General features: G+C 70.2%; 22 protein-coding genes. 14 read left to right on the forward strand and 8 right to left on the reverse strand.

Translation table 11 applies throughout. From position 1 onward, the window contains the following. Window positions 1–342 precede the first annotated feature (342 nt). Window positions 343–2,778 carry a SpoIIE family protein phosphatase gene (locus tag ACGFZW_RS03070; protein WP_393891219.1) on the reverse strand — a complete coding sequence of 812 codons (2,436 nt, stop codon included), beginning with the start codon at window positions 2,776–2,778 and terminating at the stop codon, window positions 343–345. A gap of 351 nt (window positions 2,779–3,129) precedes the next feature. On the opposite strand from ACGFZW_RS03070, the gene ACGFZW_RS03075 reads away from it, so the two are divergent. Next, entirely contained in the window at window positions 3,130–4,422 is a 1,293-nt protein-coding gene (locus ACGFZW_RS03075; protein WP_393891220.1) for a DUF5685 family protein, read from the forward strand. Between the two features lie 174 nt (window positions 4,423–4,596). Here the strand turns inward: ACGFZW_RS03075 and ACGFZW_RS03080 are convergent, their stop codons facing one another. Next, entirely contained in the window at window positions 4,597–5,091 is a 495-nt protein-coding gene (locus tag ACGFZW_RS03080; RefSeq protein WP_393891221.1) for a DUF3662 domain-containing protein, read from the reverse strand. Between the two features lie 265 nt (window positions 5,092–5,356). Here ACGFZW_RS03080 and pstS point away from each other — a divergent pair, with 265 nt between their 5' ends. The 3 genes from pstS (at window position 5,357) to ACGFZW_RS03095 (ending at window position 8,432) form a co-directional block, all read left to right on the forward strand. Beyond that, the gene (pstS, locus tag ACGFZW_RS03085) at window positions 5,357–6,505 is read left to right on the forward strand and encodes a phosphate ABC transporter substrate-binding protein PstS (RefSeq protein WP_393891222.1); all 1,149 of its coding nucleotides are present in this window, start codon (window positions 5,357–5,359) and stop codon (window positions 6,503–6,505) included. A gap of 215 nt (window positions 6,506–6,720) precedes the next feature. Further along, complete coding sequence (locus ACGFZW_RS03090) at window positions 6,721–7,344, forward strand: class I SAM-dependent methyltransferase (protein ID WP_393891223.1); 624 nt, start codon at window positions 6,721–6,723, stop codon at window positions 7,342–7,344. Between the two features lie 824 nt (window positions 7,345–8,168). Beyond that, window positions 8,169–8,432: a hypothetical protein gene (locus ACGFZW_RS03095; RefSeq protein ID WP_393891224.1), complete on the forward strand. Its 264-nt coding sequence runs from the start codon at window positions 8,169–8,171 to the stop codon at window positions 8,430–8,432. 307 nt (window positions 8,433–8,739) lie between these two features. Here the strand turns inward: ACGFZW_RS03095 and ACGFZW_RS03100 are convergent, their stop codons facing one another. Together ACGFZW_RS03100 and ACGFZW_RS03105 are read right to left on the reverse strand one after the other, a co-directional pair. Continuing rightward, window positions 8,740–8,868, reverse strand: a complete 129-nt coding sequence (locus tag ACGFZW_RS03100; RefSeq protein WP_263398772.1) for an LPFR motif small protein — start codon at window positions 8,866–8,868, stop codon at window positions 8,740–8,742. A 153-nt stretch (window positions 8,869–9,021) separates the two neighbouring features. Beyond that, window positions 9,022–10,086: a LacI family DNA-binding transcriptional regulator gene (locus ACGFZW_RS03105; protein ID WP_393891225.1), complete on the reverse strand. Its 1,065-nt coding sequence runs from the start codon at window positions 10,084–10,086 to the stop codon at window positions 9,022–9,024. Window positions 10,087–10,523: 437 nt separating this feature from the next. Between ACGFZW_RS03105 and ACGFZW_RS03110 the strand changes: the two genes are divergently transcribed. From ACGFZW_RS03110 to ACGFZW_RS03130, 5 genes are all read left to right on the forward strand, one after another. After that, a complete protein-coding gene (locus tag ACGFZW_RS03110; RefSeq protein ID WP_393891226.1) occupies window positions 10,524–11,624 on the forward strand; it encodes an ABC transporter ATP-binding protein in 1,101 nt (366 codons plus the stop codon). A gap of 39 nt (window positions 11,625–11,663) precedes the next feature. After that, window positions 11,664–12,977, forward strand: a complete 1,314-nt coding sequence (locus ACGFZW_RS03115) for an ABC transporter substrate-binding protein (protein ID WP_393891227.1) — start codon at window positions 11,664–11,666, stop codon at window positions 12,975–12,977. Between the two features lie 10 nt (window positions 12,978–12,987). After that, window positions 12,988–14,073, forward strand: a complete 1,086-nt coding sequence (locus ACGFZW_RS03120) for a carbohydrate ABC transporter permease (RefSeq protein ID WP_393891228.1) — start codon at window positions 12,988–12,990, stop codon at window positions 14,071–14,073. Further along, window positions 14,070–14,903, forward strand: coding sequence for a carbohydrate ABC transporter permease (locus ACGFZW_RS03125; protein WP_393891229.1), 834 nt, complete (start codon window positions 14,070–14,072; stop codon window positions 14,901–14,903). Before ACGFZW_RS03120 ends, ACGFZW_RS03125 begins: the two co-directional genes overlap by 4 nt. Before the next feature lie 72 nt (window positions 14,904–14,975). Further along, window positions 14,976–16,616: a glycoside hydrolase family 13 protein gene (locus ACGFZW_RS03130; RefSeq protein ID WP_393891230.1), complete on the forward strand. Its 1,641-nt coding sequence runs from the start codon at window positions 14,976–14,978 to the stop codon at window positions 16,614–16,616. A 44-nt stretch (window positions 16,617–16,660) separates the two neighbouring features. Here ACGFZW_RS03130 and ACGFZW_RS03135 read toward each other — a convergent pair whose 3' ends face one another. Continuing rightward, entirely contained in the window at window positions 16,661–17,536 is an 876-nt protein-coding gene (locus ACGFZW_RS03135; RefSeq protein WP_393891231.1) for a LysR family transcriptional regulator, read from the reverse strand. A 135-nt stretch (window positions 17,537–17,671) separates the two neighbouring features. Here ACGFZW_RS03135 and ACGFZW_RS03140 point away from each other — a divergent pair, with 135 nt between their 5' ends. From ACGFZW_RS03140 to ACGFZW_RS03155, 4 genes are all read left to right on the forward strand, one after another. Beyond that, on the forward strand, window positions 17,672–18,706 hold the full coding sequence (locus ACGFZW_RS03140) for an aldo/keto reductase (protein WP_393891232.1): 1,035 nt from the start codon (window positions 17,672–17,674) through the stop codon (window positions 18,704–18,706). Between the two features lie 227 nt (window positions 18,707–18,933). Continuing rightward, a complete protein-coding gene (locus tag ACGFZW_RS03145; RefSeq protein WP_393891233.1) occupies window positions 18,934–19,659 on the forward strand; it encodes a restriction endonuclease in 726 nt (241 codons plus the stop codon). A 96-nt stretch (window positions 19,660–19,755) separates the two neighbouring features. Next, window positions 19,756–20,103: a hypothetical protein gene (locus ACGFZW_RS03150; RefSeq protein WP_393891234.1), complete on the forward strand. Its 348-nt coding sequence runs from the start codon at window positions 19,756–19,758 to the stop codon at window positions 20,101–20,103. Between the two features lie 128 nt (window positions 20,104–20,231). Next, window positions 20,232–21,437, forward strand: coding sequence for an aromatic acid exporter family protein (locus ACGFZW_RS03155; protein WP_393891235.1), 1,206 nt, complete (start codon window positions 20,232–20,234; stop codon window positions 21,435–21,437). A gap of 53 nt (window positions 21,438–21,490) precedes the next feature. On the opposite strand, the gene ACGFZW_RS03160 is transcribed toward ACGFZW_RS03155, so the two are convergent. Further along, window positions 21,491–22,330 carry a hypothetical protein gene (locus tag ACGFZW_RS03160; RefSeq protein ID WP_393891236.1) on the reverse strand — a complete coding sequence of 280 codons (840 nt, stop codon included), beginning with the start codon at window positions 22,328–22,330 and terminating at the stop codon, window positions 21,491–21,493. Window positions 22,331–22,473: 143 nt separating this feature from the next. Between ACGFZW_RS03160 and ACGFZW_RS03165 the strand changes: the two genes are divergently transcribed. Continuing rightward, entirely contained in the window at window positions 22,474–22,983 is a 510-nt protein-coding gene (locus ACGFZW_RS03165) for a MarR family winged helix-turn-helix transcriptional regulator (RefSeq protein WP_393891237.1), read from the forward strand. A gap of 19 nt (window positions 22,984–23,002) precedes the next feature. Here ACGFZW_RS03165 and ACGFZW_RS03170 read toward each other — a convergent pair whose 3' ends face one another. Then, window positions 23,003–24,265: an amidohydrolase family protein gene (locus ACGFZW_RS03170; protein WP_393891238.1), complete on the reverse strand. Its 1,263-nt coding sequence runs from the start codon at window positions 24,263–24,265 to the stop codon at window positions 23,003–23,005. Beyond that, window positions 24,262–24,792: a nuclear transport factor 2 family protein gene (locus tag ACGFZW_RS03175; protein ID WP_393891239.1), complete on the reverse strand. Its 531-nt coding sequence runs from the start codon at window positions 24,790–24,792 to the stop codon at window positions 24,262–24,264. Before ACGFZW_RS03175 ends, ACGFZW_RS03170 begins: the two co-directional genes overlap by 4 nt. Window positions 24,793–24,871: the final 79 nt, after the last annotated feature.

The following is a 24,871-nucleotide window of genomic DNA, read 5'->3' on the forward strand; positions in this document are numbered from 1 at the left end:
GGTCCGGCTTGAGCCGGACCGGGCCATCGGTATGCGAAAGGGGTGCAGACACTGCAGTCCCCGGCGCCCACTCCCGCACCATCTGTCTCGGTCGTCGCTGAGGCTCCGATGCGAGGGGCTTCCGGGGGCCTGACCAGAGCCGTACAAGGGTCTCTGCCGGCAGACGTCTCTGCCAACGGTGGGGCTCTTCGGTTTTCTGGCGTACTGAACATTTTCCTCCCGTTTTGCCCATAGTCAAGGCTTCAGTCGCGAAATCTCGGACAGGTCGCACACCGGAGCCGCAGCGGGTGCGGAAGGTCGTATGCGGCCTCAGCGGTCTCCCCCGGCAGACGCTCCGCGGGCTCACAGGGTTACGGCGCCGCCCTGAGGTGTCAGGGGGTGCTCGGCCCAGATGGTCTTGCCGTCGCGCCCGTAGCGAGTGCCCCACCGCTCGGTGAGCCGGGCGACGAGGAAGAGCCCGCGCCCGCCCTCGTCGGTGTTCCGGGCCCTGCGCAGATGCGGGGACGTGCTGCTGGAGTCGGTCACCTCGCAGATCAGACTGCGATCGCGGATGAGCCGTAGCGTGATCACTCCGTCCGCGTACCGGTAGGCGTTGGTGACCAGCTCGCTGACGATCAGCTCGGCGGTGTAGGCCATCTCATCGAGCCCCCACCGGTTCAGCTGCTCCGTCGTCAGGGCCCGGGCCCGGCCGGCGGCCTCAGGTCCGGAGTCCAGCCGCCATGTCGCGACCTGCTCGGCCGCCAGGACTCGGGTACGTGCCACCAGGAGCGCCACATCATCGGCGGGCCGGTCGGGCAACAAGGCGTCCTCCGCCGCCTTGCAGGTCTCCTCCAGGGAGCCTGCCGGCACGGACAGCGCGCTGAGCAGGCTCGACAACCCCTCGTCGGGGTCCTGCCCGCCTGCCTCGATAAGGCCGTTGGTGTAGAGGGCGAGGAGGCTGCCCTCGGCCAGCTCCACTTCGGTGGACTCGAAGGGCAGTCCGCCCAGGCCCAGGGGCGGTCCGGCGGGCAGGTCCAGGACGCGGGCGTGTCCGTCAGGACCCACCACCGCCGGCGGGGGGTGGCCCGCACGGGCGAAGGTGCAGCAGCGGGACGCCGGGTCGTAGACCGCGTACAGGCAGGTCGCGCCCACGATCTGGGGCGAGTGTTCGTCGGCCGGCTCCTGCTCCGCGGCCAGGCGGTCCACCAGTTCGTCGAGGTTGGACACGACCTCATCAGGGGTGAGGTCGAGATTGGCCAGGGTGTGCACCGCGGCGCGAAGCCGTCCCATGGTGGCCGCGGCGTGGATGCCGTGGCCGACGACATCGCCGACGACGAGGGCGACGCGCAGCCCGGAGAGCGCGATGACGTCGAACCAGTCGCCGCCCACTCCTGCGGCCGGGTCGGCCGGACGGTAGCGGTGGGCGATCTCGACAGCCGGATACTCGGGCACATCCCGCGGCAGCAGGCTGTGCTGGAGCGTGAGCGCCGCCTGGTGCTGCTGCGTGTAACGACGGGCGTTGTCGATGGAGAGTGCGGCGCGGGAGGCGAGTTCCTCGGCGAGCGTCAGGTCGTCCGTCTCGAAGGGTTCGGGCCGGTCCACCCGCCACAGGCTCAGCAGCCCCAGCACGAGCCCACGGGCCGCGAGCGGCACCATGATCAGCGAGTGGGCCCCCGGCGCGGGAGTGTCCTCGGCCTGCGCCTGGTCACCCCACTCATCGGTGCTGTGCAGGTGGGTCCTGTGCACCGGGCGCCGCTCCGCCAGGCACTGCGCCTGCAGCGCGTTCGGGGTGAAGCGGAGCGTGCCTTCCTCGGGCATCGGCTGGTGCGATTCGAGGGAGACACCGTGGGTCGCGATCCGGTACAGCGAGCCCGATGCATCCGGGGTGGGTTCCGCACCGCGGGTCACCGGCTCCAGGAGGTCGACCGCGACGAAGTCCGCGAGTTCGGGCACCGCCACCTCGGCCAGCTCCCGTGCCGTCCGCTCGACATCAAGAGTGGTCCCGATCCTGGATCCCGCCTCGCTGAGCAGAGCCAGCCGGCGTCGGGACCGATAGCGATCGGTGACGTCCTCCACCGTCTGGGTGACGCCCAGGACACGGCCCGCGGGGTCCTCCAGCCGGAACGCCGATACGGACACCACCAGCTCCTGGTCGGGGTCCTGCCGGAGCCGGCACGGCTGCTCGGCGAAGATCGCTGACTTGCCGGTCCTGAGGACCTCCCGCAGTTTGGCCTCCGACGTCTCGCTGTCCGTCGGGATGAGGAACTCGTTGGTACCGCGCCCCCGGTGCTGCTCGGTCGGAATGCCGCTGAACCGTGCGATCGCCCGGTTGACCCGCAGAATGCTGAGGTCCGGCGCATGCACGGAGAGGCCGATCGGGGAGCGGCGGAAGAGCCCGTCCAACACCGACCGGTCCGTCTCCCACTGGATGACTTCCTCCGCGGGCGCGGCGACGACGAACCACTCGACCTCGGTGTCCGCTCGCCTGACGGCCCGCACCCGGCAGCCGACTTCCACCCGCTGCCCGTCGCGGTCCCGGACGGGCACGACACCGAACCATCCGCCCTCGCCGGCGCAGCGTGTTGCGGCCTCCTGGACGAGCCCGAGATCACCCGGCTCGACGAGGAGGTCCACCGCCTCCCGGCCCAGTGCCTCCTGCGGCCGGTGACCGAGAAGCGCCTCGGCCCGCTCGCTCCAGCCGACGATCCGCCCTCGGTGGTCCAGCACCGCAGAGGCCGCACGACGCACCGCGAACGGGTCTTCCGGCCCTTCGCTGAACGTCTTCGCCGAAACGTCCATCCCACCACCCTCGCACCTGACGAGTGCGCCTGCCAGAGGGGCGGAGCGCCGTGGCCCCCGGGGCGAGCAGCTCGAAGCCGCTGGTTCCAGTATCGACCCGGCGGCATACGAAGAGGTCGCGCTGCGCACTGCCTGACGGCCCCGAACGCCGTCGGCACCGGCGTCGGCAACGACAACGCTCACCGCCACGGACCGAGGTCACGGCTGAAGCGCACCCGCGCACCGGTATCGGTATCGGTATCGGCACACAATCCGGGGTATCCACCCAGGTCAACGGCACCCTCGGTACGCTTTTCCCGCCGCTGCCAACCGAGGTCGAGGTCGTACGCGACGTCATACGGGGGTTTTCACATGTTCGGAATCGTCAGGCCCTGCACACATCGCCTGTCCCAAGGGCTGAAAGCGGAGTGGATGGCCCATCTCTGCGGCCTCTGCCTCGCGCTGCGCGGCGATCACGGCCAGTTCGCCCGCGTCGTGACGAACTACGACGGGCTGATCGTCTCCGTCCTGACCGACGCTCAGTCCGGTCACACCGAGGCCCGGCGGCGCACCGCCGGGCCCTGCCCGCTCCGGGGGATGCGGACCGCGTCCGTCGCGAAGGGCGAGGGCGCACGACTCGCGGCATCGGTATCCCTCGTCCTCGCCTCGGCCAAGATTCGTGACCACGTCGCGGACCGAAACGGACTGCTCCGCCGCAGGCCCATCGCCGCCGCCGCACGCAAGGTCGCCGCGGGCTGGGACCGCGCCGGGGCCGGCACCGGCGCCACGCTCGGCTTCGACACCTCCATACTCGTCGACGCGGTCGACCGGCAGCTCGGCATCGAGGCGCTGGCCGGTCCGCAGACACCGCTCACCACCATCACCGAGCCGACGGAGACTGCGACCGCGGCGGCCTTCGCCCACACCGCGCTGCTGGCCGGCCGACCGGGCAACGCCGCGCCACTGGCCGAAGCCGGGCGCCTCTTCGGGAGGCTGGCACACCTCCTCGACGCCGTGGAGGACCGCGCGGCCGACGCCGCGGAGGGATCGTGGAATCCGCTCACCGCCACGGGCGCCTCGGTCGCGCAGGCCCGCCGGCTGTGCGACGACGCGCTGCACGGGATCCGTCTCGCGCTGCGCGAAGCGGAGTTCGCCGACGCTGCCCTGGTGCACGCCCTGTTGGTGCACGAACTGCGACGGTCGGTGGACCGGGCCTTCGGCACGGCCGCCTGTTCCCACACGGGCAACGGCGCGCCGGGGCCGTACGACGGCCAGGCTCCGCACCACGGCCGGCCGTCCCCGTACGGGCAGCCTCCCGAGTACGGCCAGGTGCCGGCAGGCGACGCGTATGCCCATGGTCCGCAGCACCTGAACGGCCGGCAGAACCCTTACGGGAAGGGCCCGGTGCCGCCCGGTGGCTCCGGCGGTGGACATGGCGGTGGCGACGGCGGAGGCGGTGACACAGGCGGGCCGCACTTCTCGCACCAGCCGAAGAAGCCCCGCGGTTTCCTCGCGGGCTGCGCGGTCGCCATCGGGCTCTGCTGCACCTGCAAGCTGTGCTGCGCGAAGGAGTACGAGGGGCCGTGGTCGCGCAAGAAGCGGGAGGGGTGCTGCCGCGACTGCGATTGCTGCGATTGCTGTGACTGCTGTAGCTGCGACTGCTGAGCGCGACCGCGCTCTGCGTACGGCGCGCGTATTGGCGGGGCCCAGACACCTTGTAGTGCCCCACTGGAGCTGGGCCTGGCGCGCACTCAGCTGGCCGAGGCGGCTGCCGACTGCCCGGCAGCCGCCCCAACACGGCTTCTGTGTGCGGATGGAGCCCTCGGGCGGTGCTGCCCTTCAGGCCGGGGCAATCGCAGAGCCGGCTCCCTCCCGGTCGGCTGCCGGCACCTTCCGTTCCTGCTGCGACTCGGCCGCGACCCCGGCCTCGGCCTTCGGTTCTGCCTGGACCTCGGGGGGCTTGGGTCCGGCACCGGGGATGTGGGCCATGGCGGTACTCGATATCCGGTACCTGCCATTGGGGACCTCGTCGGACCTGACGACATGCACGGTGAGAGGGCCGGCCCACTCGTAGTCACGATCCGCCGCATGCCTGGCCAGGATGTCGACCAGCTCCTCCCCTATCTGCCCACCGTGGGCGGCCAGCTCGTCATGCACCGCACCGGCGAGTTCGACCGTGTAGGCATTCGGGACCAGGACTCGCTCGTGACTGCACACGACCGCGTGCTCGTCGCACTCCCTTCGCAGGTCCTCGAACAATTGGACAGGTTCGGAGTGGAAGACCTTGGCGAGCAGGGCGCTTTCGCAGTCTTCCACCACACGTTCCAGACGCATCAGCATTCCCATGACACAGCGCGTGCCCTGACGTGTCCTGTACATGCGACGGACGTGTACACGACCTCAGCGCAGTCTTTGCGGGAGCGTTCAGGAGATGCCTTGGGCGAGGGTGTTCGTCACCGATCTGTCCACGCGGAACACTCCCGCCCTTCATTACCGACCGTTTTCGCGTGATTGCGTATGGTTATTCATGCGCAGCGGCCGGGCGACCACCCCCTCGCCCCGCCGGTCACCGGCCGCCCGCAGACAGGAGCACCCGAGAGTGAAGCAGCAACGGATGAGCGCCCTGCGCGCCCTGGCGTGCGGCTCGGCCGTCGTCTCGGGAGCCCTGGCACTGACGGCCTGCGGTTCGAGTGACAGCTCCGGCTCCGGCGACGCCTCACCCACTCCCACCGCTGCCGCCGCGACCAGCGCCGCCGGCGGCATCCCGTGCGGGAAGGCGACCACTCTGCAGGCTTCCGGCTCGACGGCGCAGCAGTACGCGATGCAGAACTGGATCAAGAAGTACACGCGAGCCTGCCCCGACATCAAGATCAACTACACGGGCAACGGGTCCGGCGACGGCCAGAGTGACTTCCTCGCGGGCAGGACCGCCTTCGCGGGTTCCGACTCCGCGCTGAGCACCGAGCAGGTCTCCCGGTCCGAGAAGGTCTGCTCCGGCAAGGGTCAGGCCGTGCATCTGCCGATGGTCGGCGGGCCGGTCGCGGTCGGCTTCAACCTCCCGGGCGTGAAAGAGCTGACGCTGGACGCCCCCACGCTCGCCAAGATCTTCAACGCGCAGATCACGAAGTGGAACGATCCGGCCATCGCGAAGCTCAACTCCGGCGTCGAGCTGCCGTCGACGGAGATCCGGGCAGCGCACCGGTCCGACTCCTCCGGCACGACCGACGGCTTCACCTCCTACCTGAGGACGGCCGCCCCGAACGAATGGCCGTACGAGCACAGCAAGGAGTGGAAGGCCAAGGGCGGTCAGTCGGCGGAGAGTTCCTCCGGCCTCGCCGACAAGGTGAAGCAGACCGAGGGCTCGATCGGCTACTTCGAACTGTCCTACGCGGCCGCGCGCGATATCCCGACGGTCGCCCTCTCCACGGGAGCACCGGCCCCGGTCCAGGCCAGCATCCTCTCCGCCTCCAAGTCGATCGCCGAATCCAAGGTCGTCGGCAAGGGCAAGGACCTCACGCTCCAGATCAACTATGCGACGAAGGCGCCCGGGGCCTACCCGGTCGACGTGGTCACCTACGAGATCGTCTGCGACAAGGGCAACAAGCCGGCGACCTGGCCCGCGACCAAGGCGTTCCTGACGTATGTCGCGAGCAAGAAGGGCCAGGAGGACCTGAGCTTCCAGGGGTACGCGACACTCCCGGCCGGCATCGTGAACAAGGTCCGCAGCACGGTCAACGGACTGTCCTGAGAGTCCGGTCGGTCCGCCCCGGCCCCGGGCGGCCCGATGCCACCTGCCACCGGGCCGACACGCCGACGCTCGGCCACGCCCGCCCGCCGACGCCTCCGCAGAGACAGACGGCCGCAGACAGACGGCCGCCTGCACGAGTCCGCGACTCCCGCGACCGCAGCGGTGCGCCCGTACCACGCCGGTGCCATGCTGGAAACCGAGACCCGGAGGTCGTGATGGGGTTCTACGACGAGCGCGTGCTGCCGCGAATCATCAATGTCCTGTGCGGGGTCAAGCCGGCCGGCCTCCTGAGACGCCGAGTCTGCGACGGTCTCCAGGGCGACGTCATCGAGATCGGATTCGGCAGCGGCCTCAACGTGCCGTTCTACCCGGGCACCCTCAACCGCGTAGCCGCTGTGGAGCCGTCCGACCTGGGGTGGAGGCTCGCCGGCAAACGCCTCGCGAAGACACGGGTCCCGGTGCAGCGGGCGGGCCTGGACGGCCAGTCGCTGCCGTTCGACGACAACAGCTTCGACGCCGCCCTGTCCACGTGGACGCTGTGCACCATCCCGGACGCCGACGCCGCGCTCCGCGAGCTGCGCCGCGTCCTGAAGCCCGGCGGGTCCCTGCACTTCGTGGAGCACGGGCTGGCGCCCGCGGAAGACGAAGAAGTGCGCCGCCGGCAACACCGCTTCGAGCCGATGCAGCGTCGGCTCTTCGGCGGATGCCACCTCACCCGGCCGATCGTCGACATGCTCACGGCCGCCGGGTTCACGTTGACCGAACTGGACGTCTTCTACGAGAAGGGCGCACCGAAGATCATGGGCGCCGACTCCCTCGGTACCGCGCTGTCCCCCTGATCGATCGACACTCACCCCGCGGCCACGGCCCCGACCTCCGTAAGGGCAGGTGGGTGGGGAGCACCCGAGGGCCCTTGCCCCGACCGATCGGCAGGACTGCTCCCGTCCTGAGGGGCCCGTGCCACGGCGCTTCCTGCCCGCACGTACGTGAGGACGCGCAAGTTCGTTCGGTTCCACATCGCCGACGCCACCCCCGGATGACTGGCCGCCGGGTGGAGGGCGGACCGGGCACCCGGGCGGACCTACCGCTCCCGGGCCTCGGCCCCGGCCTGCCTCCCCGCCACCACCCGATGGATGGTCAGATCGCCCGGTCGCCTGCCCGGTACAGCTCTCCTCGCAGCTGCCCCAGCACGAGCTCTCCCCTCGCGTCAGCAGCTGATTCGAATTCAGTCCACAGCTTCGGCCCTTGCTTTGGCCGGTGAGAGCGGCCGGGCACTGACGCACCGAAGTTGATGGGCCGTTCGGCATGCCCCGGGCAGCCTGGCTCAGGAGGTGGTCACTCCGATGGGCCGGGACCGGTGGCCGTTGCCCACCGGGCTGGTGACGATTGCCGCACCCGATCGATTTCCTTCGAGGAGCGTGCGTGGTGTCAACAGCACCCCGGAGCCGAACCCATTCGCCCACCCATGGCGGAGGGACTTCCCGGCCGCGGCCGACTGAACCGTTCAGCCGGCGGGCCGCGGCACCGACAGACACCGCCGAGGGCGGGTGGGCGATACGCACGCCCCTCGCGAGAAACCTCGGCCGGTGAAGAGCACCTGGCCGGAGGCGGGTGAGAAAAGTTGTCCCGGCCAGTCGGGCTCGGGCGAAGGAAAGGCGATGTGATGAACAAGATCAAGAAGACCGCGGTCCTCGCTGCATGCGCGGGTGTCCTGGCAGGAGGAGCCGGCATCCTCTCGGCCGGCCCTGCAGCCGCAGACACGTCCCACTGCGCGGACACCCGTCCGGCTCATACGAACGGGAACCTGCCGAACGACGTTCCGCAGCAGGCCAACGCGGGACTGGGCGCACTTCTCGACCTGGTGAAGTGCACGGTGACCGGAACCAACGCCGGTCTCAACGGCGGTGGTGGTCGCGCTCACCACTGAGGCAGCACAGCTGGACGGCTCAGCTGGATACACGCTCCGGCCGGTCCACCCACCACTGCGACAGTGGTCGGGCGGACCGGCCGGAGCGGTTTCACCACCGCACGTCCCTGCGCCGGCAGGGCGCGCCATCCCCGGATGAGACGGCGGAGCCCGTAGCGGCCGGCGTGTCGTCCCTTATGGGGCAGGCTCTTCCGAACGCGGAAAACCCCGGCTGGACGGGGGAGACCAGCCGGGGCGTCAGGGATGGTGCCGTACGCCTTCGGGCACCATGCGGTTTCCGCTGGGAGGGGCGACGCGCCTCAACCTCTCAGTGGTGACCGTGCGCAGTGTCCGAAGCGCCGCCGAAGAGCCGGGCGACTGCCCGGAACGGCAGGGTGACGACGGTGGCGATGGCACCGCCGATGGCCCGGAGCACATCTGCGATCGCCTTCAACATGGATCTCCTCCTCCGTCCTGCTCCCCGGCGCGCGGCCGGGGTGGAATTGCCGCTGCACGGCCTTGCAAAGTCCGAGTGCCCTGAGACCGGGAGGGAAAACCTGGCTCCGGGCGACTCTTCCCCACCTCCCCGGTGGCACCGGGCCCGCGACGGTTACTCGCGCGCCTCACCTGCGGCAGCGGCATCCGTGGCCTGTGCGGGCGCCGGGGCCGTGCTGCCGCGCGGGATCAGCCGGGTGGGCAGCACGACGTGCCGCTCCTGGTCCGCGTCCGGCTCATTGATGAGGGAGAGGGCCAGATCGGCGGCGGCGCGCCCAATGTCCGAGGGCGACTGGGCCATCGTCGTCAGGTCCGACCACTCGGCCATCTGATGGTCGTCGAAGCCCACCACGGACATCCGCTCGGGTACCTCGACATTGCTCTGACGCAGCGTCCAGATCACGGAGACCGCGACCTCGTCCTGTTCCGCGAAGATCGCGGTGGGCGGTTCACGCAGGCTGAGCAACTGGCCGATCGCCTCCATCGTCCCGCGCTTGTCGGCGACCAGCGTGTCGACCACGAGGTCGTCGTCAGGGGCGATGCCCGCCTCGTTCAGCGCCTGCTGATAGCCGATCAGCCGCTCGTGGGAGCTGAAGGTGAATCCGCTGGCGCCGATCGTCTTGACGAAGGCGATCCGGCGGTGCCCGAGATTGAGCAGGTGCTGGGTGACGCGGTGCGCGCCCCGCACATCGTCGACGTACACACTGGGCCGGCCCTCGGCGTGCTGGCTGATGTAGATCACCGGCATGTTGAGGTCGTCCAGACGGGCGCTCTCCTCCTTGGAGAGGTCGAAGGAGAAGACCAGCAGCGCGTCGGCGTTCCGCCGGGCCGGGAGGCGCTCGAAGAAAGTGGACCGTTCGTCCATGTCGGGCGTGATGTAGACCAGCAGCTCCAGGCCGGACTCGCGCAGCACCGGGCCGAGGCTGGACAGCGCCGAGCCGATGAACCATGAGTTGAGGGTGGGCACGAGTGCAGCGACCACGCCGGTCTTGCCGGTGACCAGGCTGGATGCCTGGCGCGAGACGACGAAGTTCATCTCGCGGGCGGCCTTCTCGACCCGGGCGCGTACCTCGGGAGAGACGGTTGAGAGCCCGCGGAGCGTGCGGGAGACGGTGGAGGCGGAGACCCCGGCGCGTTCGGCGACGTCGGCCAGAGTCGGGTGCCGCTGAGCTGGTGGCATGACCGGGACGGTAGCACCATGCGGCCACACCGGGAACCGTTCGAGACAGCGCTGTCACGAGTAGCTCCTGACAACGCTGTCCCGCCGCAATTCCGGGGTTCAGCTGTGGAAAGCCGCCCCAAAAGGTGCACAATACAGGCGCAATAGCGGCAGGTTACCGGCACGTAACACGTTGACTTCACCTTCGCCCACTCTTAGCTTGCAAGCGTTGTTACGGAGTGATTGGCGTTACCCGCTGCGAATGGATCTCCGTACCGCTGACATTGGGTGTACCCCCCACCGGCGGTAAGACAGCGCAGTCATCATCTCCACCACGCGTGTTTCCCTGGGTCGCGGCGCGACCTACGGCCCCGCTCGGGCCGCTCCACGGCGCCGCACATCGGCCCCTTTCTCCGCTTGCACCGTCCGGCAACTCCCCTGCCGGTGAAGGGACCCGCATGACCACTGTCGGATTCGAGAAAGTGACCCGGCGCTATCCGGGTGGCGATCGCCCCGCGGTCGACGCCCTCCATCTGGACATCGCCGACGGCGAATTCCTGGTCCTGGTCGGACCGTCGGGGTGTGGCAAGTCCACCAGCCTGCGCATGCTCGCGGGCCTGGAGGACGTGGACGACGGCGTGATCCGCATCGGCGGGCGGGACGTGACGCACCTGCCGCCGAAGGACCGCGACATCGCCATGGTGTTCCAGAACTACGCCCTCTACCCGCACATGAGTGTCGGCGACAACATGGGATTCGCCCTGAAGATCGCCGGGGCCGGCAAGGCCGAGATACGCAGTCGGGTGCAGGAGGCCGCCAAGATCCTCGACCTGGAGCCGTATCTGGAACGGAAGCCCAAGGCGCTCTCCGGAGGCCAGCGCCAGCGCGTCGCCATGGGCCGCGCCATCGTCCGCGAGCCGCAGGTCTTCCTGATGGACGAACCGCTGTCCAACCTGGACGCCAAACTGCGCGTCCAGACCCGTACCCAGATCGCCGCGCTGCAGCGGCGGCTCGCGGTCACCACCGTCTACGTCACCCACGACCAGGTCGAGGCCATGACGATGGGCGACCGGGTGGCCGTGCTCAAGGACGGGCTGCTCCAGCAGTGCGCCGCTCCGCGCACCCTCTACGCGGAGCCGGCGAACGTGTTCGTGGCGTCCTTCATCGGCTCGCCGACGATGAACCTCCGGGAAGTGCCCATCACGCAGGGCGCCGCGCGGATCGGGGGCGCGGCCATCCCGCTGAGCCGCCGGGTCCTGGCCGCGGCAGCGGACGAGGGCGGCGACAAGCTCGTGCTCGGCTTCCGGCCCGAGGCACTGGAGCCCGTCGGCGCCGGTGAACCCGGTCTGAGCATGACCGTGACCATGGTGGAAGAGCTCGGCTCCGAGGCCTACGCCTACGGTGACCTCGACGGCCACGAAGGAACCCCGGCCGCCATCATCGCCCGCGTCGATCCACGCACCCCGCCCGCCAAGGGCGAGCGGGTCACCCTGCGCATCCGCCCGGGCGGGGAGTACTTCTTCTCCGCCAAGACCGGTCAGCGGCTTCCCACCGAGTGATCTGCGGGGCCCCATCCGCTCCGCACAGCAGGAGAGACAGTGAAAAGCAGGACCAGAAGAGCAACCCATGGCTCGGGCGCGGTGCTCGCAGGGCTGGCCGCCCTCGCCGCGTGTGGCGCCCCCGCGGGGAGCGCGTCCACCGCCACCTCGGGATCCACCACCTTCGAGGGGCGCGGCCCCATCACGTACGTCGCTGGCAGGGACAGCACCGGAAGTGTCCAGATGGTGCTCGACCGCTGGAACAAGGCGCACCCGAAGGAGAAGGTCACCTTCGTCCAGCTGCCGACCGACCCCGACGCGCAGCGTCAGCAGATGATCCAGAACGCGCAGACGAAGTCCGATGCCTATACGGTGCTGTCGCTCGACGCCGTGTGGACCTCGGAATTCGCGGCGCACAGGTGGGTCGACCGGCTGCCGGATGACCGGTTTCCGCTGCGGCAGATGCTGAAGCCGATCGTGGAGACCGGGAAGTACCGCGGCGGCGTGTACGCGATCCCGGCGAGTTCGGACGGCGGCATGCTGTATTACCGGACCGATCTGCTGAAGAAGGCCGGCATCGCCGAGCCTCCGGCCACCTGGGCCGAGATGAAGGCGGACTGCGCCGAGGTGAAGAAGCTGCCGGAGGCGCGCGGCATGTCGTGCTACGCCGGGCAGTTCCAGAAGTACGAGGGTCTGACGGTCAACTTCGCCGAGGCAGTGAACTCCGCGGGCGGGGTCGTCACCGACGCGAACGGCAAGCCGCAGGTGGACTCCCCCGCGGCGAAGGCGGGCCTGGACTTCCTGGTCGGCTCGCTCAAGGACGGCACGATCCCGAAGGACGCCGTCACCTACCAGGAGGAGGACGGTCGCCGGGCGTTCCAGGCAGGCAAGCTGATCTTCGAGCGGCAGTGGGCGTACATGTATCCGCTGGCACAGAAGAAGGACGGCTCCAGCAAGGTCGCGGGGAAGTTCGGTGTCGCACCGCTGCCCGGCCTCGACGGGACCGGTTCCTCCAGCCTGGGTGGCCACAACCTGGCCCTCTCGGCCTCCGCCGAGAACAAGGGCACGGCGATCGACTTCATGAACTTCTTCGCGAGCCAGAAGATCCAGCGGTTCACGCTGTCCCACGCGCCGGCCGCGCCGACGTACGCGGCGCTGTACCAGGACCCGGAGCTGATCAAGAAGTATCCGTACCTGCCCACCCTCAAGCAGTCGATCGTGCACGCCGTGCCACGGCCCCGCGTCTTCCAGTACGGCGACGTGACCACGGCCATCCAACGGGAGTCCTACGCCGCAATGACCGGCGCCAAGAGCAGCGAGCAGGCCCTGGAGGACCTCCAGAAGGCCCTCCGGCAGCAGCCGGCGGCGGAGTGAGGAGACCGTCATGATGAAGACGCACAACGCACCCGGGACCGACGAAGACAGCCAGGATGACGCGGCGGCGGGTGCTCCCGGTGCTCCGGGCGACGGCCCGCGCGACGGTTCGTCGGCTCGGCCGCCGGTACCGCCCGAGGGCAGGCGCCGACGCCCCCGGGCGACGTCCGGCACGGGACGGCTCGCGACCCTGCTGATCTCCCCGACACTGCTGGTCCTGGCGGTCGTGGTGCTCTACCCGACCATCGTTGCCCTCAAGGACTCGCTGTACGGGGCGCCGGGCCTCGATCCCGAGACCGGCTTCGTCCGGGAGACCGACCCGTTCGTGGGACTGGAGAACTTCACGGCGATCTTCGGGGAGGCCGGCGATCGGTTCTGGAACGCCTTTTGGAACACCACGTTCCTCACCTTCACCACGGTCACGCTGGAGACGGTGATCGGCGTGGCCATGGCGCTGATCATGCACCACGCCTTCCGGGGCAGGGCCCTCGTACGGGCCGGTATCCTGGTGCCGTGGGCCATCCCCACCGCCGTCACCGGTCTGCTGTGGCGCTGGATCTTCAATGCCGACGGCGTGGCGAACGCCCTCATCGGGCAGCAGGTGCTGTGGACGACCGAGGGCTGGCACGCCAAGGTCGCGGTCATCGTCGCCGATGTGTGGAAGACGGCACCGTTCATCGGCCTGCTCGTGCTCGCCGGCCTCCAGGTGATCTCCAAGGAGGTGTACGAGGCGGCCAGGATCGACGGCGCGGGTCCGCTGCGCCAGTTCTGGAACATCACTCTGCCGCTGGTGAAGCCCGCCCTGCTGGTCGCCGTGCTCTTCCGGACACTCGACGCGCTGCGCATGTTCGACCTGCCGTACATCCTCGTCGGCGCGCAGAAAACTTCGGTGGAGACACTGTCCATGCTCGCCCAGGACCAGGCGTCGAACGTACGGTTCGGGCCGGCCGCGGCCTATGCGGTGATCCTCTTCGTGTACGTCTTCCTCATCGCGCTGGCCTTCGTCCGGCTGCTCGGCGCCAATGTCGTCGGAGACGACGGGGCCCCCGGGCGCCGCCGGCTGCTGTCGCGCCGCCGCACGGAGGTGGCGGCATGACACTCTCCCTGAACTGGCGCAAGTGGCTGCTGTACGCGGGTGTCGCCGGGGTCGTGGTCTACTGCCTCGCACCGTTCTACTGGATGCTGGTGTCGAGCCTGCGGCGGACGTCCGACATCTTCGAGAACTCGCCCTTCCCCACCCGGATCTCCTTCGAGAACTACCTCGCGGTCCTCGACCCGTCCCAGGGGTTCAGCCGGGCGCTGTTCAACAGCGTCCTGGTGGCCGGCATCACCACCGTTCTGGCGCTGATTCTGGCGACCTTCACCGCCTATGCGATGGCCCGGCTGGAGTTCCGGCTCAAGCGTCTGGTGCTGACCCTGATCATCGCCACCTCGATGTTCCCCGTGGTGTCGATCGTGGTGCCGCTGCTGAAGATGTTCGTCGGCTTCGGCTGGATCAACACCTACCAGGCGATGATCGTGCCGAGCATGTCCTTCACGCTGCCGCTGGCGGTCTGGAACCTCACCGCGTTCTTCCGGCAGATGCCGGACGAACTGGAGCAGGCCGCGATGATCGACGGCTGTACGCGCGGCCAGGCGTTCCGCAAGGTGATCATCCCGCTCGCCGCGCCGGGCATCTTCACCACGGCGATCATCACGTTCATCGCCGCCTGGAACGAGTTCCTGATCGCCCTGACGATGACGAACAAGCCGGAGATCCAGACCGCACCGGTGGCGATCTCCAAGTTCTCCGGCGCCTCGCAGTTCGAGACGCCTTTCGGCAGTCAGATGGCGGCCGGCGTTCTCGTCACCATCCCGCTCGTGATCGTGGTGCTGCTCTTCCAGCGCCGGATCGTCGCCGGGCTCACCGCGGGTGCGGCCAAGTAGCGCCACAACCGCCCGCCCTCCCTACCCAGATACCCCTTCCCGCTTCATCACGCTCCGAGGAGTACCCAGCTCATGTCCAGCACCGCCCCGTGGTGGCGCAGCGCCGTCATCTACCAGGTCTACATCCGCAGCTTCGCGGACGGCAACGGCGACGGAGTCGGTGACATCGCCGGCATCCGCTCCCGCCTGCCGTACCTCAAGTCCCTCGGCATCGACGCCATTTGGATCAACCCCTGGTACAAGTCGCCGATGGCCGACCACGGTTACGACGTGGCGGACTTCCGTGAGATCGATCCGCGGTTCGGCACGATGGCCGAGGCCGAGGCGCTCATCGAGGAAGCCCATCAGCACGGCATCCGGGTCATCCCCGACATCGTGCCCAACCACGTCTCCGACCAGCATGTGTGGTTCCGGGCCGCGCTGGCCGCCGGGCAGGGCAGCCCCGAGCGGGACCGCTTCGTCTTCCGGCAGGGCCGCGGCGCGGATGGCGCCGAGCCGCCCAACAACTGGCAGTCCTGCTTCGGCGGACCGGCGTGGACCCGGCTGCCCGACGGGCAGTGGTACCTGCATCTGTTCGCTCCCGAGCAGCCGGACCTCAACTGGGAACACCCGGAGGTTCGGGCGGAGTTCGAGGACATCCTGCGGTTCTGGTTCCACCGCGGCGTCGACGGGTTCCGCATCGATGTGGCGCACGGCCTCGTCAAGCACCCCGACCTGCCCGACCTGCCGCCCCGCCCGGACGGGGGCGCCGTGGCCCCGCAAGGCGGGCTCGACCACCCGCACTGGGACCGCGACGAGGTGCACGAGATCTTCCGCGCCTGGCGCCGGGTCGCCGACGAGTTCCCCGGCAACCGCAAGTTCGTCGCCGAGGCCTGGGCGCCCAGCCCCGAGCGGCTCGCCCGCTACGTCCGCGAGGACGGCCTGCACACGGCGTTCAACTTCGACTTCCTGATGACCTCGTGGGACGCCAAGGATCTGCGCGAGGTCATCGACAGCTCGCTCGCCACGCTCGGCGCGGTCGGCGCGCCGGCCACGTGGGTGCTCTCCAACCACGACGTCACCCGCCACCCCAGCCGGTTGGGCCGCAAGGTGGTCAAGAAGTGGGTGGCCAACGAGGTCTACCGGCCCGAAGGCCCGCTCGACCTGGCACTCGGTACCCGCCGGGCCCGCGCGGCCGCCCTGCTGATGCTCTCCCTTCCCGGTGGCGCCTACGTCTACCAGGGCGAGGAGCTGGGGCTTCCCGAGGTCGAGGACCTGCCCGACGAGGTCCTGCAGGACCCGTGCTGGGAGCGCTCCGGCCACACCGACCGCGGCCGTGACGGCTGCCGGGTGCCGATCCCGTGGTCCGGCAGCAGCGCGCCGTACGGCTTCAGTCCCGACGGCGCCACCGGCGAGCCCTGGCTGCCCCAACCCCCGGAGTGGAAGGACCACAGCGTCGCGGGGCAGGACGGCGACGACGCGTCCATGCTGGAGCTCTACCGCCGGGCGCTGCACCTGCGCCGTGATCTGCCGGCCCTGGGTGAGGGCGACATGACCTGGCTGGACGCCCCGGAAGGTGTGCTGGCGTTCAGCCGTGAGCCGGGCTTCGTCTGCGTCGTCAACCTCTCGGCCGAGCCGTACCGGCTGCCGGAGCACTCGTCGGTGCTGCTGGCCAGCGGGCCGGTCGAGGACGGCATGCTGCCCCAGGACCAGGCGGTGTGGCTCGCGCGATAGCGCACGGCTGCCGGGCCCGGAGACCTCCGGGCCCGGCAGGCGGGTCAGCGGTCCAGGTAGGAGAGCAGCTCATGGGCTGCCGGGCCCGGCCGGTCGCCTGCCGGCAGGGCCACGGACACCTCCCAGGTCTGTTCCTCCGCACCTGTCAGCGGCAGCGCGCACAGGCTCGCCGCCTCGGGCTTGCGGGCGATGGGCCGGGGAACGACGGCGATGCCCAGCCCGTGGCGTACGAGATCGATCAGGGTGTGGACGTCGTAGACCTCCAGAGCGACATGCCGGTCCGTACGGCCGGCGGCGAAGGCCCGGTCGGTCAGACGGCGGGCGCCCCAGTCGGGGTGGAAGTCCACGAAAGTCTCCCCCCGCAGCTCCGCCCACTCCGCCTGCTCGCCGCCCGCGAGGCGGTGGTCGGGATGGCAGAGCAGAACCATCGGCTCACAGCGGACGGGCAGCAGCCGCACGCCTTCGGGCGCCGGGCCCGGCAGCGATACGAAGGCCAGGTCCAGGCGCCCACCGGCGATGTCGTCCACCAGCACGACCGAGCCGGCCTGGCGCAGGTGCACCTCGACGTTCGGGTGCTGCGCGCGGAACCGTGCGAGCAGCGCCGCGATGTCCACCGTCACGCACTGCTCGATGCCGACCGAGAGGCTGCCGCGCAGCAGCCCCTGGACGGCCGCCACCGCTTCCTTGGCGGCCCGGGCCCCCGCGAGCGTGCGGGTCGCCTCCTGGAGCAACGCCTTTCCCGCGCCGGTGAGTTCGACGCTCCGGGTGGTGCGGACGAAGAGCGGGGCGCCCAGCTCACGTTCCAGGGCCCGCACCGACGCGGAGAGCCCCGACTGGGAGACCAGCATCCGCTGCGCCGCCCTGGTGAAGTGACGCTCCTCCGCGACGGCGACGAAGTATTCGAGCTGGCGTAGTTCCATGACTGAGAAGCGTAGCTGCTGAATCCGTCCGCTTTCTTCTATTGGACGGATGACGGTCGTCCGCGACAGTCTGAAAGACCGCGCGGGCCGGTCGGCCCGCGATCCCGATGCGCAGTGCTGACAAGGAGAACGACCGTGGAGTACCGCACTTTGGGCCGGAGCGGATGCAGTGTCTCGACGCTCGCGCTCGGCACCATGACGTTCGGCAACGAGACCGACGAGAAGGGCGCGTATGCGCAGCTCGACCGGTTCGTCGAGGCGGGCGGCACCTTCGTCGACACCGCCGATGTGTACAGCGCGGGTGTGTCCGAGGAGATCGTCGGGCGGTGGCTTGCGAGCACCTCCGCCGAGGTACGCGACCAGGTCGTCATCGCGTCCAAGGGACGCTTCCCCATGGGTGGCGGCCCCAACGACGTCGGCCTGTCGCGCCGGCACCTCGACCGTGCGCTGGACGCCTCGCTGCGCAGGCTCGGCGTCGAGACGATCGACCTCTACCAGGTCCACTCCTGGGACCCGCTCACGCCCGTCGAGGAGACCCTGGGCTTCCTCGACGACGCCGTGCGCCGAGGCAAGATCCATTACGTCGGGCTGTCCAACTTCACCGGCTGGCAGATCCAGAAGACGGTGGACGTCGCCGACTTCCGCGGGCTGGCCCGGCCGGTGACGCTGCAGCCGCAGTACAGCCTGCTGTCCCGCGAAATCGAGTGGGAGATCGCTCCGGCCTGCGCCTCCGAGGGCCTCGGGCTGCTGCCGTGGAGCCCGCTCGGCGGCGGCTGGCTGACCGGCAAGTACCGGCGCGACGAGCGACCGACCGGGGCGACCCGGCTCGGCGAGAACCCCGAGCGCGGCGTGGAGGCGTACGACCGGCGAGGGCGCGTGGAGCGCACCTGGGCCGTGGTGGACGAGGTGCGGACGCTGGCCGAGGAGCGCGGCGTCTCGATGGCGCAGATCGCCCTGGCGTGGGTGGCCGACCGGCCCACCGTGACCTCGGTGATCCTCGGCGCGCGCACGATCGAGCAGCTGACGGACAATCTCGCCGCGGCCGGGCTGCACCTGTCCGAGGAGGAGCGGGCCCGGCTGGACGAGGTCAGTGACCCGGGTGCGGCGGACTACCCGTACGGCGGGCCCGGCCGGGACCAGCGCAGCCGCAAGATCACCGGCGGTCGCTGACACCTCGGTGCAGGGCGGAAGTTGCGTGGCGGTCGGAGCCTCTCCCCCTGCCGCCACGCGGCGGCCGGGACGGCTGAAGACCGCACCCCGGCCCCGGCCTGGGCCTCCCCGCCCCGTCTGCCATGCCCTGCCTGCCCCGGCAGGCTCATGGACTTCGGTGGTGAACCGGCGAGTTGTGGGCACACGGCCTAAACGATCTTCGACTCGCCGCAAGGAGACAGCCGCCCATGGTCACACCCATACGCCGTTCACGCATCGCGACCGCCCGCCACGTGAATCGCCGACCCGCCTTCAGCATGCGGAAGTTGACGTTCTCCTTCGGCATCGTCGTGATCGGCGTCATCGGCGTCGGCCTGCTGCTCAGAAGAGCCGTCGAAGGGTCGGGAGTGCGCCCCGGAGCAGTCGTCCTGATCGGCGTGGTGGCGGTCGCGACCGCCCTCGCCTACGTCAGGCTCAAGGGACGCGGGCGCGGCGCCCGGAACTCCGCCACGACCTCGGTCGTCACCCGACCGGTGGCACCCGTGGCGCCCGAGGAGCCGATCGAGGAAGCGCCCGCGCAGATCGTGGAGATCGATGACTACGCGAGCATGGACGCGGACCAGTTCGAGGACGCCGTGGCCCGCCTCTGCGAGCGCGCCGGGTGCGAGGACGTCAGCGTGGTCGGCGGCGCGAACGACCTGGGCGCCGACATCCTCGCGACGGCGCCGGACGGACGCGTGCTGGTCATCCAGTGCAAGCGCTACACCGACAGCAACAAGGTCGGCTCCGAGGAGGTGCAACGCTTCGGGGGGACATGCTTCGCCGTCCATCAGGCCGAGGTCGCGGTGGTCGTCACCACCAGCGCTTTCACGGAGCCGGCGGCCGAGTACGCCGACCGGTGCGGAATTCTCTGCTTCGACAACGACGACCTCACCGCCTGGGCCGCCGGCGTCGGGCCGGCCCCGTGGCAGTAGGCGCCGGGACCGGCCGGGCAGTCGGCGCCGAGCGGTCCGCCGCCGTGGGCGTCCGACCTGCCGGCCACCGGCATCCCCCTGGATACCGTGGCCGGCATGAGAAGAGACCGGCAGCCCCGTCGGCTCGGAGTCGGCGAGACGACCTGGCTCTGGTCGGTGCGCCACAGGCACCCCGAATGCCGCGAGATCCTCAGCCTTCATCACCCTGAGTCCAGGACGACCCTGCGCCTCGTCTTCGCCCCGCGCCCCGGTCGCCTGATCCCCGACGGCTACCTGCACACCGGCGCGGTCGCCAACACACTCGGTGACGTGCTCAACCTCCGCGAGCCGGGAGTCGTGCGCAGGTTCCTCGACGAGGCAGTCGCGCGCGGCGTCCTGCCCACCTCGCGTACGGAGACGGAGATCGACGGCTGGCCGCTGTTCGACGCCCTGGCCGGACGCTGACCGCCGCGCGCCGGGAGGACCGGCCGCCGGTGTGACCCGCCCGCCCCGGGGAGGGGCCGGCGGGCGGCGCACGGGTGGTCGGACCGCGGAATTCGCCTGCGGGGCGCAGGAGCGGGAAGGGACCAGAGGTGCCTGAAGTCACCGACCCTCTGCTGGATCTCGTACGGCGGCACCGGGAGCCGGTGGTCGCCCAGACGATCCGGTCGACCGTAGCCGCCGTCATCGCCTATGTCGTCGCCCTGGTGCTGAGCAGCCAACCGGCACCGCTGACCGCGCCGCTGACCGCGCTGATCGTCGTGCAGGTCACCCTGTTCGCGACACTCACCACCAGCATGCGCCGGGTGAACGCGGTGGTGGCGGGCGTGATCATCGCCATCGGCTTCAGCTCCATGGTCGGCCTGAGCTGGTGGAGCCTGGGGCTGACCATCCTGGCCTCGCTGGTGATCGGCCGCTTCGTGCGGGCCGGTGAGTTCGTCCCGGAGGTGGCCATCAGCGCCATGCTGGTGCTGGGTGTGGCGCGGGTGACCGAGACCGCCTGGGACCGGGTGCTGGAGACGCTGATCGGCGCGGTCGTCGGGCTCCTCTTCAATGTGCTTTTCGTGCCGCCGGTATGGGTCCAGCCCGCCAGTGAGGCCATCGAAGGTCTCGCGGGCCGGATGCGGGGTCTGCTGATGTCCCTCAGCGAGGAGGTGCACGGCCACATTTCCGTGGCGGAGGCCGCCGAGCGGCTGCACGAGGCGCGCCGGCTGGACCACGACATCGTTCAGGTGGACGCGGCCCTCCGGCGGGCCGAGGAGAGCCTCCGCCTGAATCCCCGCGTCAAGGAGGGCATGCTCTCGCGCGTGGTGCTGCGGACGGGCCTGGACACTCTGGAGATCGCCGCGGTGGTGCTGCGTACGCTGACGCGCACACTGACCGATCTCGCCAAGGCGCGGACGGAGGAGTCCCTGTTCGCTCCGGAGATCGCTGCCGGTCTGAGCGAGCTGTTCGTCCACATGGCCCGTTCGATCGAGAGCTTCGCGGTACTGATCACCAGTCAGGTCAGCGCCAGTGCTGAGGAGGCGGAGGAGCAGCTCGTCAGGGAGCTGGCCGCAAGCCTGGACAGTCGCGAGGTCGTCGCGCATCTTCTGCTCGACGGCGTGCGGGAACATCCGCGTCAGTGGCAGCTGCACGGCGCGCTGCTGGCCGAGATCGACCGGATCCTCGACGAGCTGGAAGTGGAGAAGAGGTCCACGCGGCTGGTGGAGGAGTTGGACCGGCAATCCCGCGAGCAACGGGAGAGGTATCCGCTGGTGGACAAGCTCCGGGGGCGGTTGCGCCTCGGACGGGAGTAGGCCCCTCGGCCCACCCCGGGGACCGGGCCCGCGGGCCGCGAGGCACTTCCCGGTCAGCTGCTCTGGTGGCGCGCGAAGGTGCGGTCGAGGAAGCCGTCGAGGGTACGTCGCGCCGTGTCGCCGTGCGGTCCGGCGAAGATCTCGGCCGCGTGGAGGGTGCCGGGCAGGACCTTCACCTCCGCCTCAAGGAAGCCCTTGGCGACCTGCCGCAGGCTGTCCTCGTCGGCGAGCGGGTCGTCAACGGTCCCCAGCAGGAGGAGTTCACCGTCGTAGGACGTGCCCTCTCCCGCGGTGTAGCCGCCCAGCGAGGCGAGGGGGCTGATGCCGGCGACTCCGACCGGGCGGACGCTGCCGTCTTCGCCATCGGTGCGATCGGTCAGCATGCCGAGCATGAGCGTGCCGCCCATGCAGCCGCCCACCCACGCGACCCGCTCGGCCCCTCGGGAGCGCAGCAGCCGCGTCGCTTCGGTCACCGTCCGGCGACGGTCGCTGCCCCAGTCGAAGGTGGTGACGCGGTAGCCGGCCGCGGCGAGCCGCTTTGCCTCCGCGGCCCACTCGCAGGCGTCGCCCCAGGAGATGGGAGCGAAGGCGACGCCGCGCGGACCGGATCCCAGGGTGACGAGGCGTCCGTCACCCGAGGCGCCCGGCAGGCGGTAGGCGGCGGCACCCCGGGCCCCGCGGAAGCAGGATGGCAGAGGGGCCGTCGCGGCACTGAACTCCGGCATATCGGCTGCCCCTTCCTCCGCGGGGCGCCAGATTTCGGCCACCTCGCCCTGCTTCGGCGCCCCGGCCGTCTCACCGCCTGCGCAGGCGGTGACACCGGCCAGAGCCAGGATCACCCCCACTGCCCACGCACGTCTCGACTTCAGCTTGACCATGAGGTAAATATACATGGAAAGCATTTCAGAAAGCTATAGGGAAAGCTTTCACGGTGTCCACATCTGACGAACACATGGTCTCCCCAGGTCAGCCCATGCCTATCCGGAAGGTGAGATACCTTTGAACTGAGCTATCGGAAGAGGAAAGGCGGTTCACAGTGGAGCCCGACCACGTAGACGAGATCATCTCGGCGTGGGGAACCGAACTGCCGGAAATCGCCGGTCTCCCTCTGGAACTCGCCAAGCGGTCCGCGCTCCTCGTGTCCGCCTTCGACGTCGCCGCCGGCGCCGAGCTGGAAAAGCTCGGTCTCACCCAGGCCGAATACGGGGTGCTTGCCACCCTGCGACGGATCGGCGCCCCGTACCGCCTGAAGCCGACCGACCTCACGCACGCCCTGCTGCTGTCCTCCGGCGGCACAAGCAACGTCATCAAGCGCCTGGTGGCCGCCGGTTACGTGACCCGCGCGGCGGCCGAGGACGATGCCCGAAGCAGCTGGGTGCAGTTGACCCCGAGCGGGGTGGAGACCGCCGAGACAGCGGTCCGCGCCACCACCGCAGTGCACGCCCGGCTCGTCGAGCGCATTCCGGAACGGACCGCCAAGGCCCTCAGCGAGCAGTTGCGCATCGCCCTCGCCGCCATCGAGGAAGGCGTGCTGATCCGCCGCTGAGGCGACGGACCGCGCGACATCAACGGCCGGGCGGCCGGCTGCGCAGCTCCTCCGCGCGCGCCAGAAGCCGGGGCAGCCCGGCGTAGGACAGGCGCCCCGCTCGCTTGACGATCCGTCCCGCGACCAGCACGGTGTCGACGTCCGCGCGGTCCATCGCCGAGACGACGGCCGCGGTGGCGTCATGCAGTGGCGCCACTCCTGGCCGGTCGGTGCGCAGCACCAGCAGATCGGCCTGCTTGCCCGGGGTGAGGGAGCCGATGAGGTCCGCCATCCCCAGGGCCTCCGCCCCGCCGATGGTCGCGAACTCCAGGACCTCCCGGGCGGTGAGCAACGGCGCGTCGGGGCCGGCGTGGCCTTGCAGGGCGGCGAACCGCCCGATCTGGAAGGCGGCCCGCATCTGCGTGAACATGTCGCTCGGCGCGGCGACTTCGACATCCACGCTGAGACTCGGCCGCAGGCCGGCGGCCGTCGCCGCGGCGAACGGGGGCAGCCCATGGCCCATGGTCATCTCGATGGCGGGCGCGATCGACAGGGCCCCACCGCTGTCACGGATCAGGGCGAGCTCGCCCGCGTCCAGTCCCGTGCCGTGGATGAACACCGTGCCGGGGCGCAGGACGCCGAGGCGGCTCAGCCGGGTGACCGGTCGGCCGCCTCTGACGTGCAGGGCGGCAGGCAGGTCCAGTTCACGGGCCAGCGCCCAGCTGCGCGAGGTAGCCTCGTCGCCGCCGCTCTCCGCGTTGAGGGCCATGGTGATCAGCCCGTCCTTGGAGTGCAGGCGGTCCGTCCGCACGCGCCGGGCGTCCTGCGCCGAGCCGTGTCCGTAGGCGAAGACGGTGCGCAGACCGGACTCCGTCAGGGCGTCCAGCAGCGCGTCGGTGTATTCCTCTGTCGGCTTGGTGACGTTGGAGATGTCCTGGACGGTGGTGACCCCCGCGTCCAGGGCGCCGAGAGCGCTCAGCAGGTTCCCGAGGTGGAGGTCCTCCGCGGTGAGCCGGGGCGCGAGGGTGTGCAGCACGGTCGCGAAATACTCGTCGAGGGTCTGATCGGCGCCGCTGCCGCGCAGCGCGGCCTGCCACATGTGGCGGTGGGTGTCGATGAAGCCGGGCAGCACGACACAGCCGTGCGCGTCGATCACCTCGCCCACGCCGGTGGCGTCGATCCCCGGGCGCACCTCGGTGATCCGTCCGTCCTCCACCAGGATGTCGGCAGCGGGGAGTTCGCCGAGAGCCGGGTCCATGGTGAGGACTCGGCCACCGGTGACAAGCGTACGAGCAGCGGTCATGCGGCGGTGCCCCAACCCTGGGGCGGCTCCAGGCGCCCCATCTGGAGGTTCCAGTACTCCGTGTTGCGACGGCAGCGACCGTCGGGAGCGAAGAGCAGGATGTTGGTCTCCAGGAAGGTGACCCAGTGGTCGCCGTCGGGATTGATGGCGGGGGCCCGCAGGGTGACCCAGAGTTCGACGGCCGCGCGGTCGCCGGTGACGACCGGGGTGCCGTGACGGCCGGTCATCTCGCTCTGGCCCGCGGTGATGTCGCGCCAGTAGCGCCCGATGGCGGCGCGGCCGCGGAAGGTCTGCTCGGGCACGCCGGGCACCGCCTCGTAGACGGCGCCGGGGGTGAACAGCTGGACGGCCGTCTTGTCGTTCTTGGTTCGCCATGCCTCCAGATAGGCGTCGGTCCAGTGGGACACGTCGGCGACGGTGAGCCGGCCGGTCCGCTCCGTGGCGCGGGCGGCCGGTGCCACTGCCGCCAACGGCAGAGCGGCGAGGCCGGCTCGGAGCAGGGTCCGGCGGTGGGTGCGGGAGGTCATGGGTCTTCAGTTGCCTTTCCGTTGGGTGGCTGGGGCTGTTCGGGTACCGAGCGGTCCGGGGCACGCCACTGCTGTGTCG

The sequence above is a fragment of the Streptomyces sp. NPDC048248 genome (assembly GCF_043201875.1).
Taxonomy (GTDB): domain Bacteria; phylum Actinomycetota; class Actinomycetes; order Streptomycetales; family Streptomycetaceae; genus Streptomyces.

Bases quoted from the DNA above. Each gene is read 5' to 3' on its own strand.
- ACGFZW_RS03095 (WP_393891224.1), top strand. From the start codon at position 8,169: ATGAACAAGATCAAGAAGACCGCGGTCCTCGCTGCATGCGCGGGTGTC.
- ACGFZW_RS03090 (WP_393891223.1), top strand. From the start codon at position 6,721: ATGGGGTTCTACGACGAGCGCGTGCTGCCGCGAATCATCAATGTCCTG.
- ACGFZW_RS03125 (WP_393891229.1), top strand. From the start codon at position 14,070: ATGACACTCTCCCTGAACTGGCGCAAGTGGCTGCTGTACGCGGGTGTC.
- ACGFZW_RS03135 (WP_393891231.1), bottom strand. From the start codon at position 17,536: ATGGAACTACGCCAGCTCGAATACTTCGTCGCCGTCGCGGAGGAGCGT.
- ACGFZW_RS03100 (WP_263398772.1), bottom strand. From the start codon at position 8,868: ATGTTGAAGGCGATCGCAGATGTGCTCCGGGCCATCGGCGGTGCCATC.
- ACGFZW_RS03145 (WP_393891233.1), top strand. From the start codon at position 18,934: ATGGTCACACCCATACGCCGTTCACGCATCGCGACCGCCCGCCACGTG.
- ACGFZW_RS03175 (WP_393891239.1), bottom strand. From the start codon at position 24,792: ATGACCTCCCGCACCCACCGCCGGACCCTGCTCCGAGCCGGCCTCGCC.
- ACGFZW_RS03160 (WP_393891236.1), bottom strand. From the start codon at position 22,330: ATGTATATTTACCTCATGGTCAAGCTGAAGTCGAGACGTGCGTGGGCA.
- ACGFZW_RS03170 (WP_393891238.1), bottom strand. From the start codon at position 24,265: ATGACCGCTGCTCGTACGCTTGTCACCGGTGGCCGAGTCCTCACCATG.
- ACGFZW_RS03070 (WP_393891219.1), bottom strand. From the start codon at position 2,778: ATGGACGTTTCGGCGAAGACGTTCAGCGAAGGGCCGGAAGACCCGTTC.
- ACGFZW_RS03105 (WP_393891225.1), bottom strand. From the start codon at position 10,086: ATGCCACCAGCTCAGCGGCACCCGACTCTGGCCGACGTCGCCGAACGC.
- ACGFZW_RS03110 (WP_393891226.1), top strand. From the start codon at position 10,524: ATGACCACTGTCGGATTCGAGAAAGTGACCCGGCGCTATCCGGGTGGC.
- ACGFZW_RS03120 (WP_393891228.1), top strand. From the start codon at position 12,988: ATGATGAAGACGCACAACGCACCCGGGACCGACGAAGACAGCCAGGAT.
- ACGFZW_RS03075 (WP_393891220.1), top strand. From the start codon at position 3,130: ATGTTCGGAATCGTCAGGCCCTGCACACATCGCCTGTCCCAAGGGCTG.
- ACGFZW_RS03130 (WP_393891230.1), top strand. From the start codon at position 14,976: ATGTCCAGCACCGCCCCGTGGTGGCGCAGCGCCGTCATCTACCAGGTC.
- ACGFZW_RS03150 (WP_393891234.1), top strand. From the start codon at position 19,756: ATGAGAAGAGACCGGCAGCCCCGTCGGCTCGGAGTCGGCGAGACGACC.
- ACGFZW_RS03080 (WP_393891221.1), bottom strand. From the start codon at position 5,091: ATGCGTCTGGAACGTGTGGTGGAAGACTGCGAAAGCGCCCTGCTCGCC.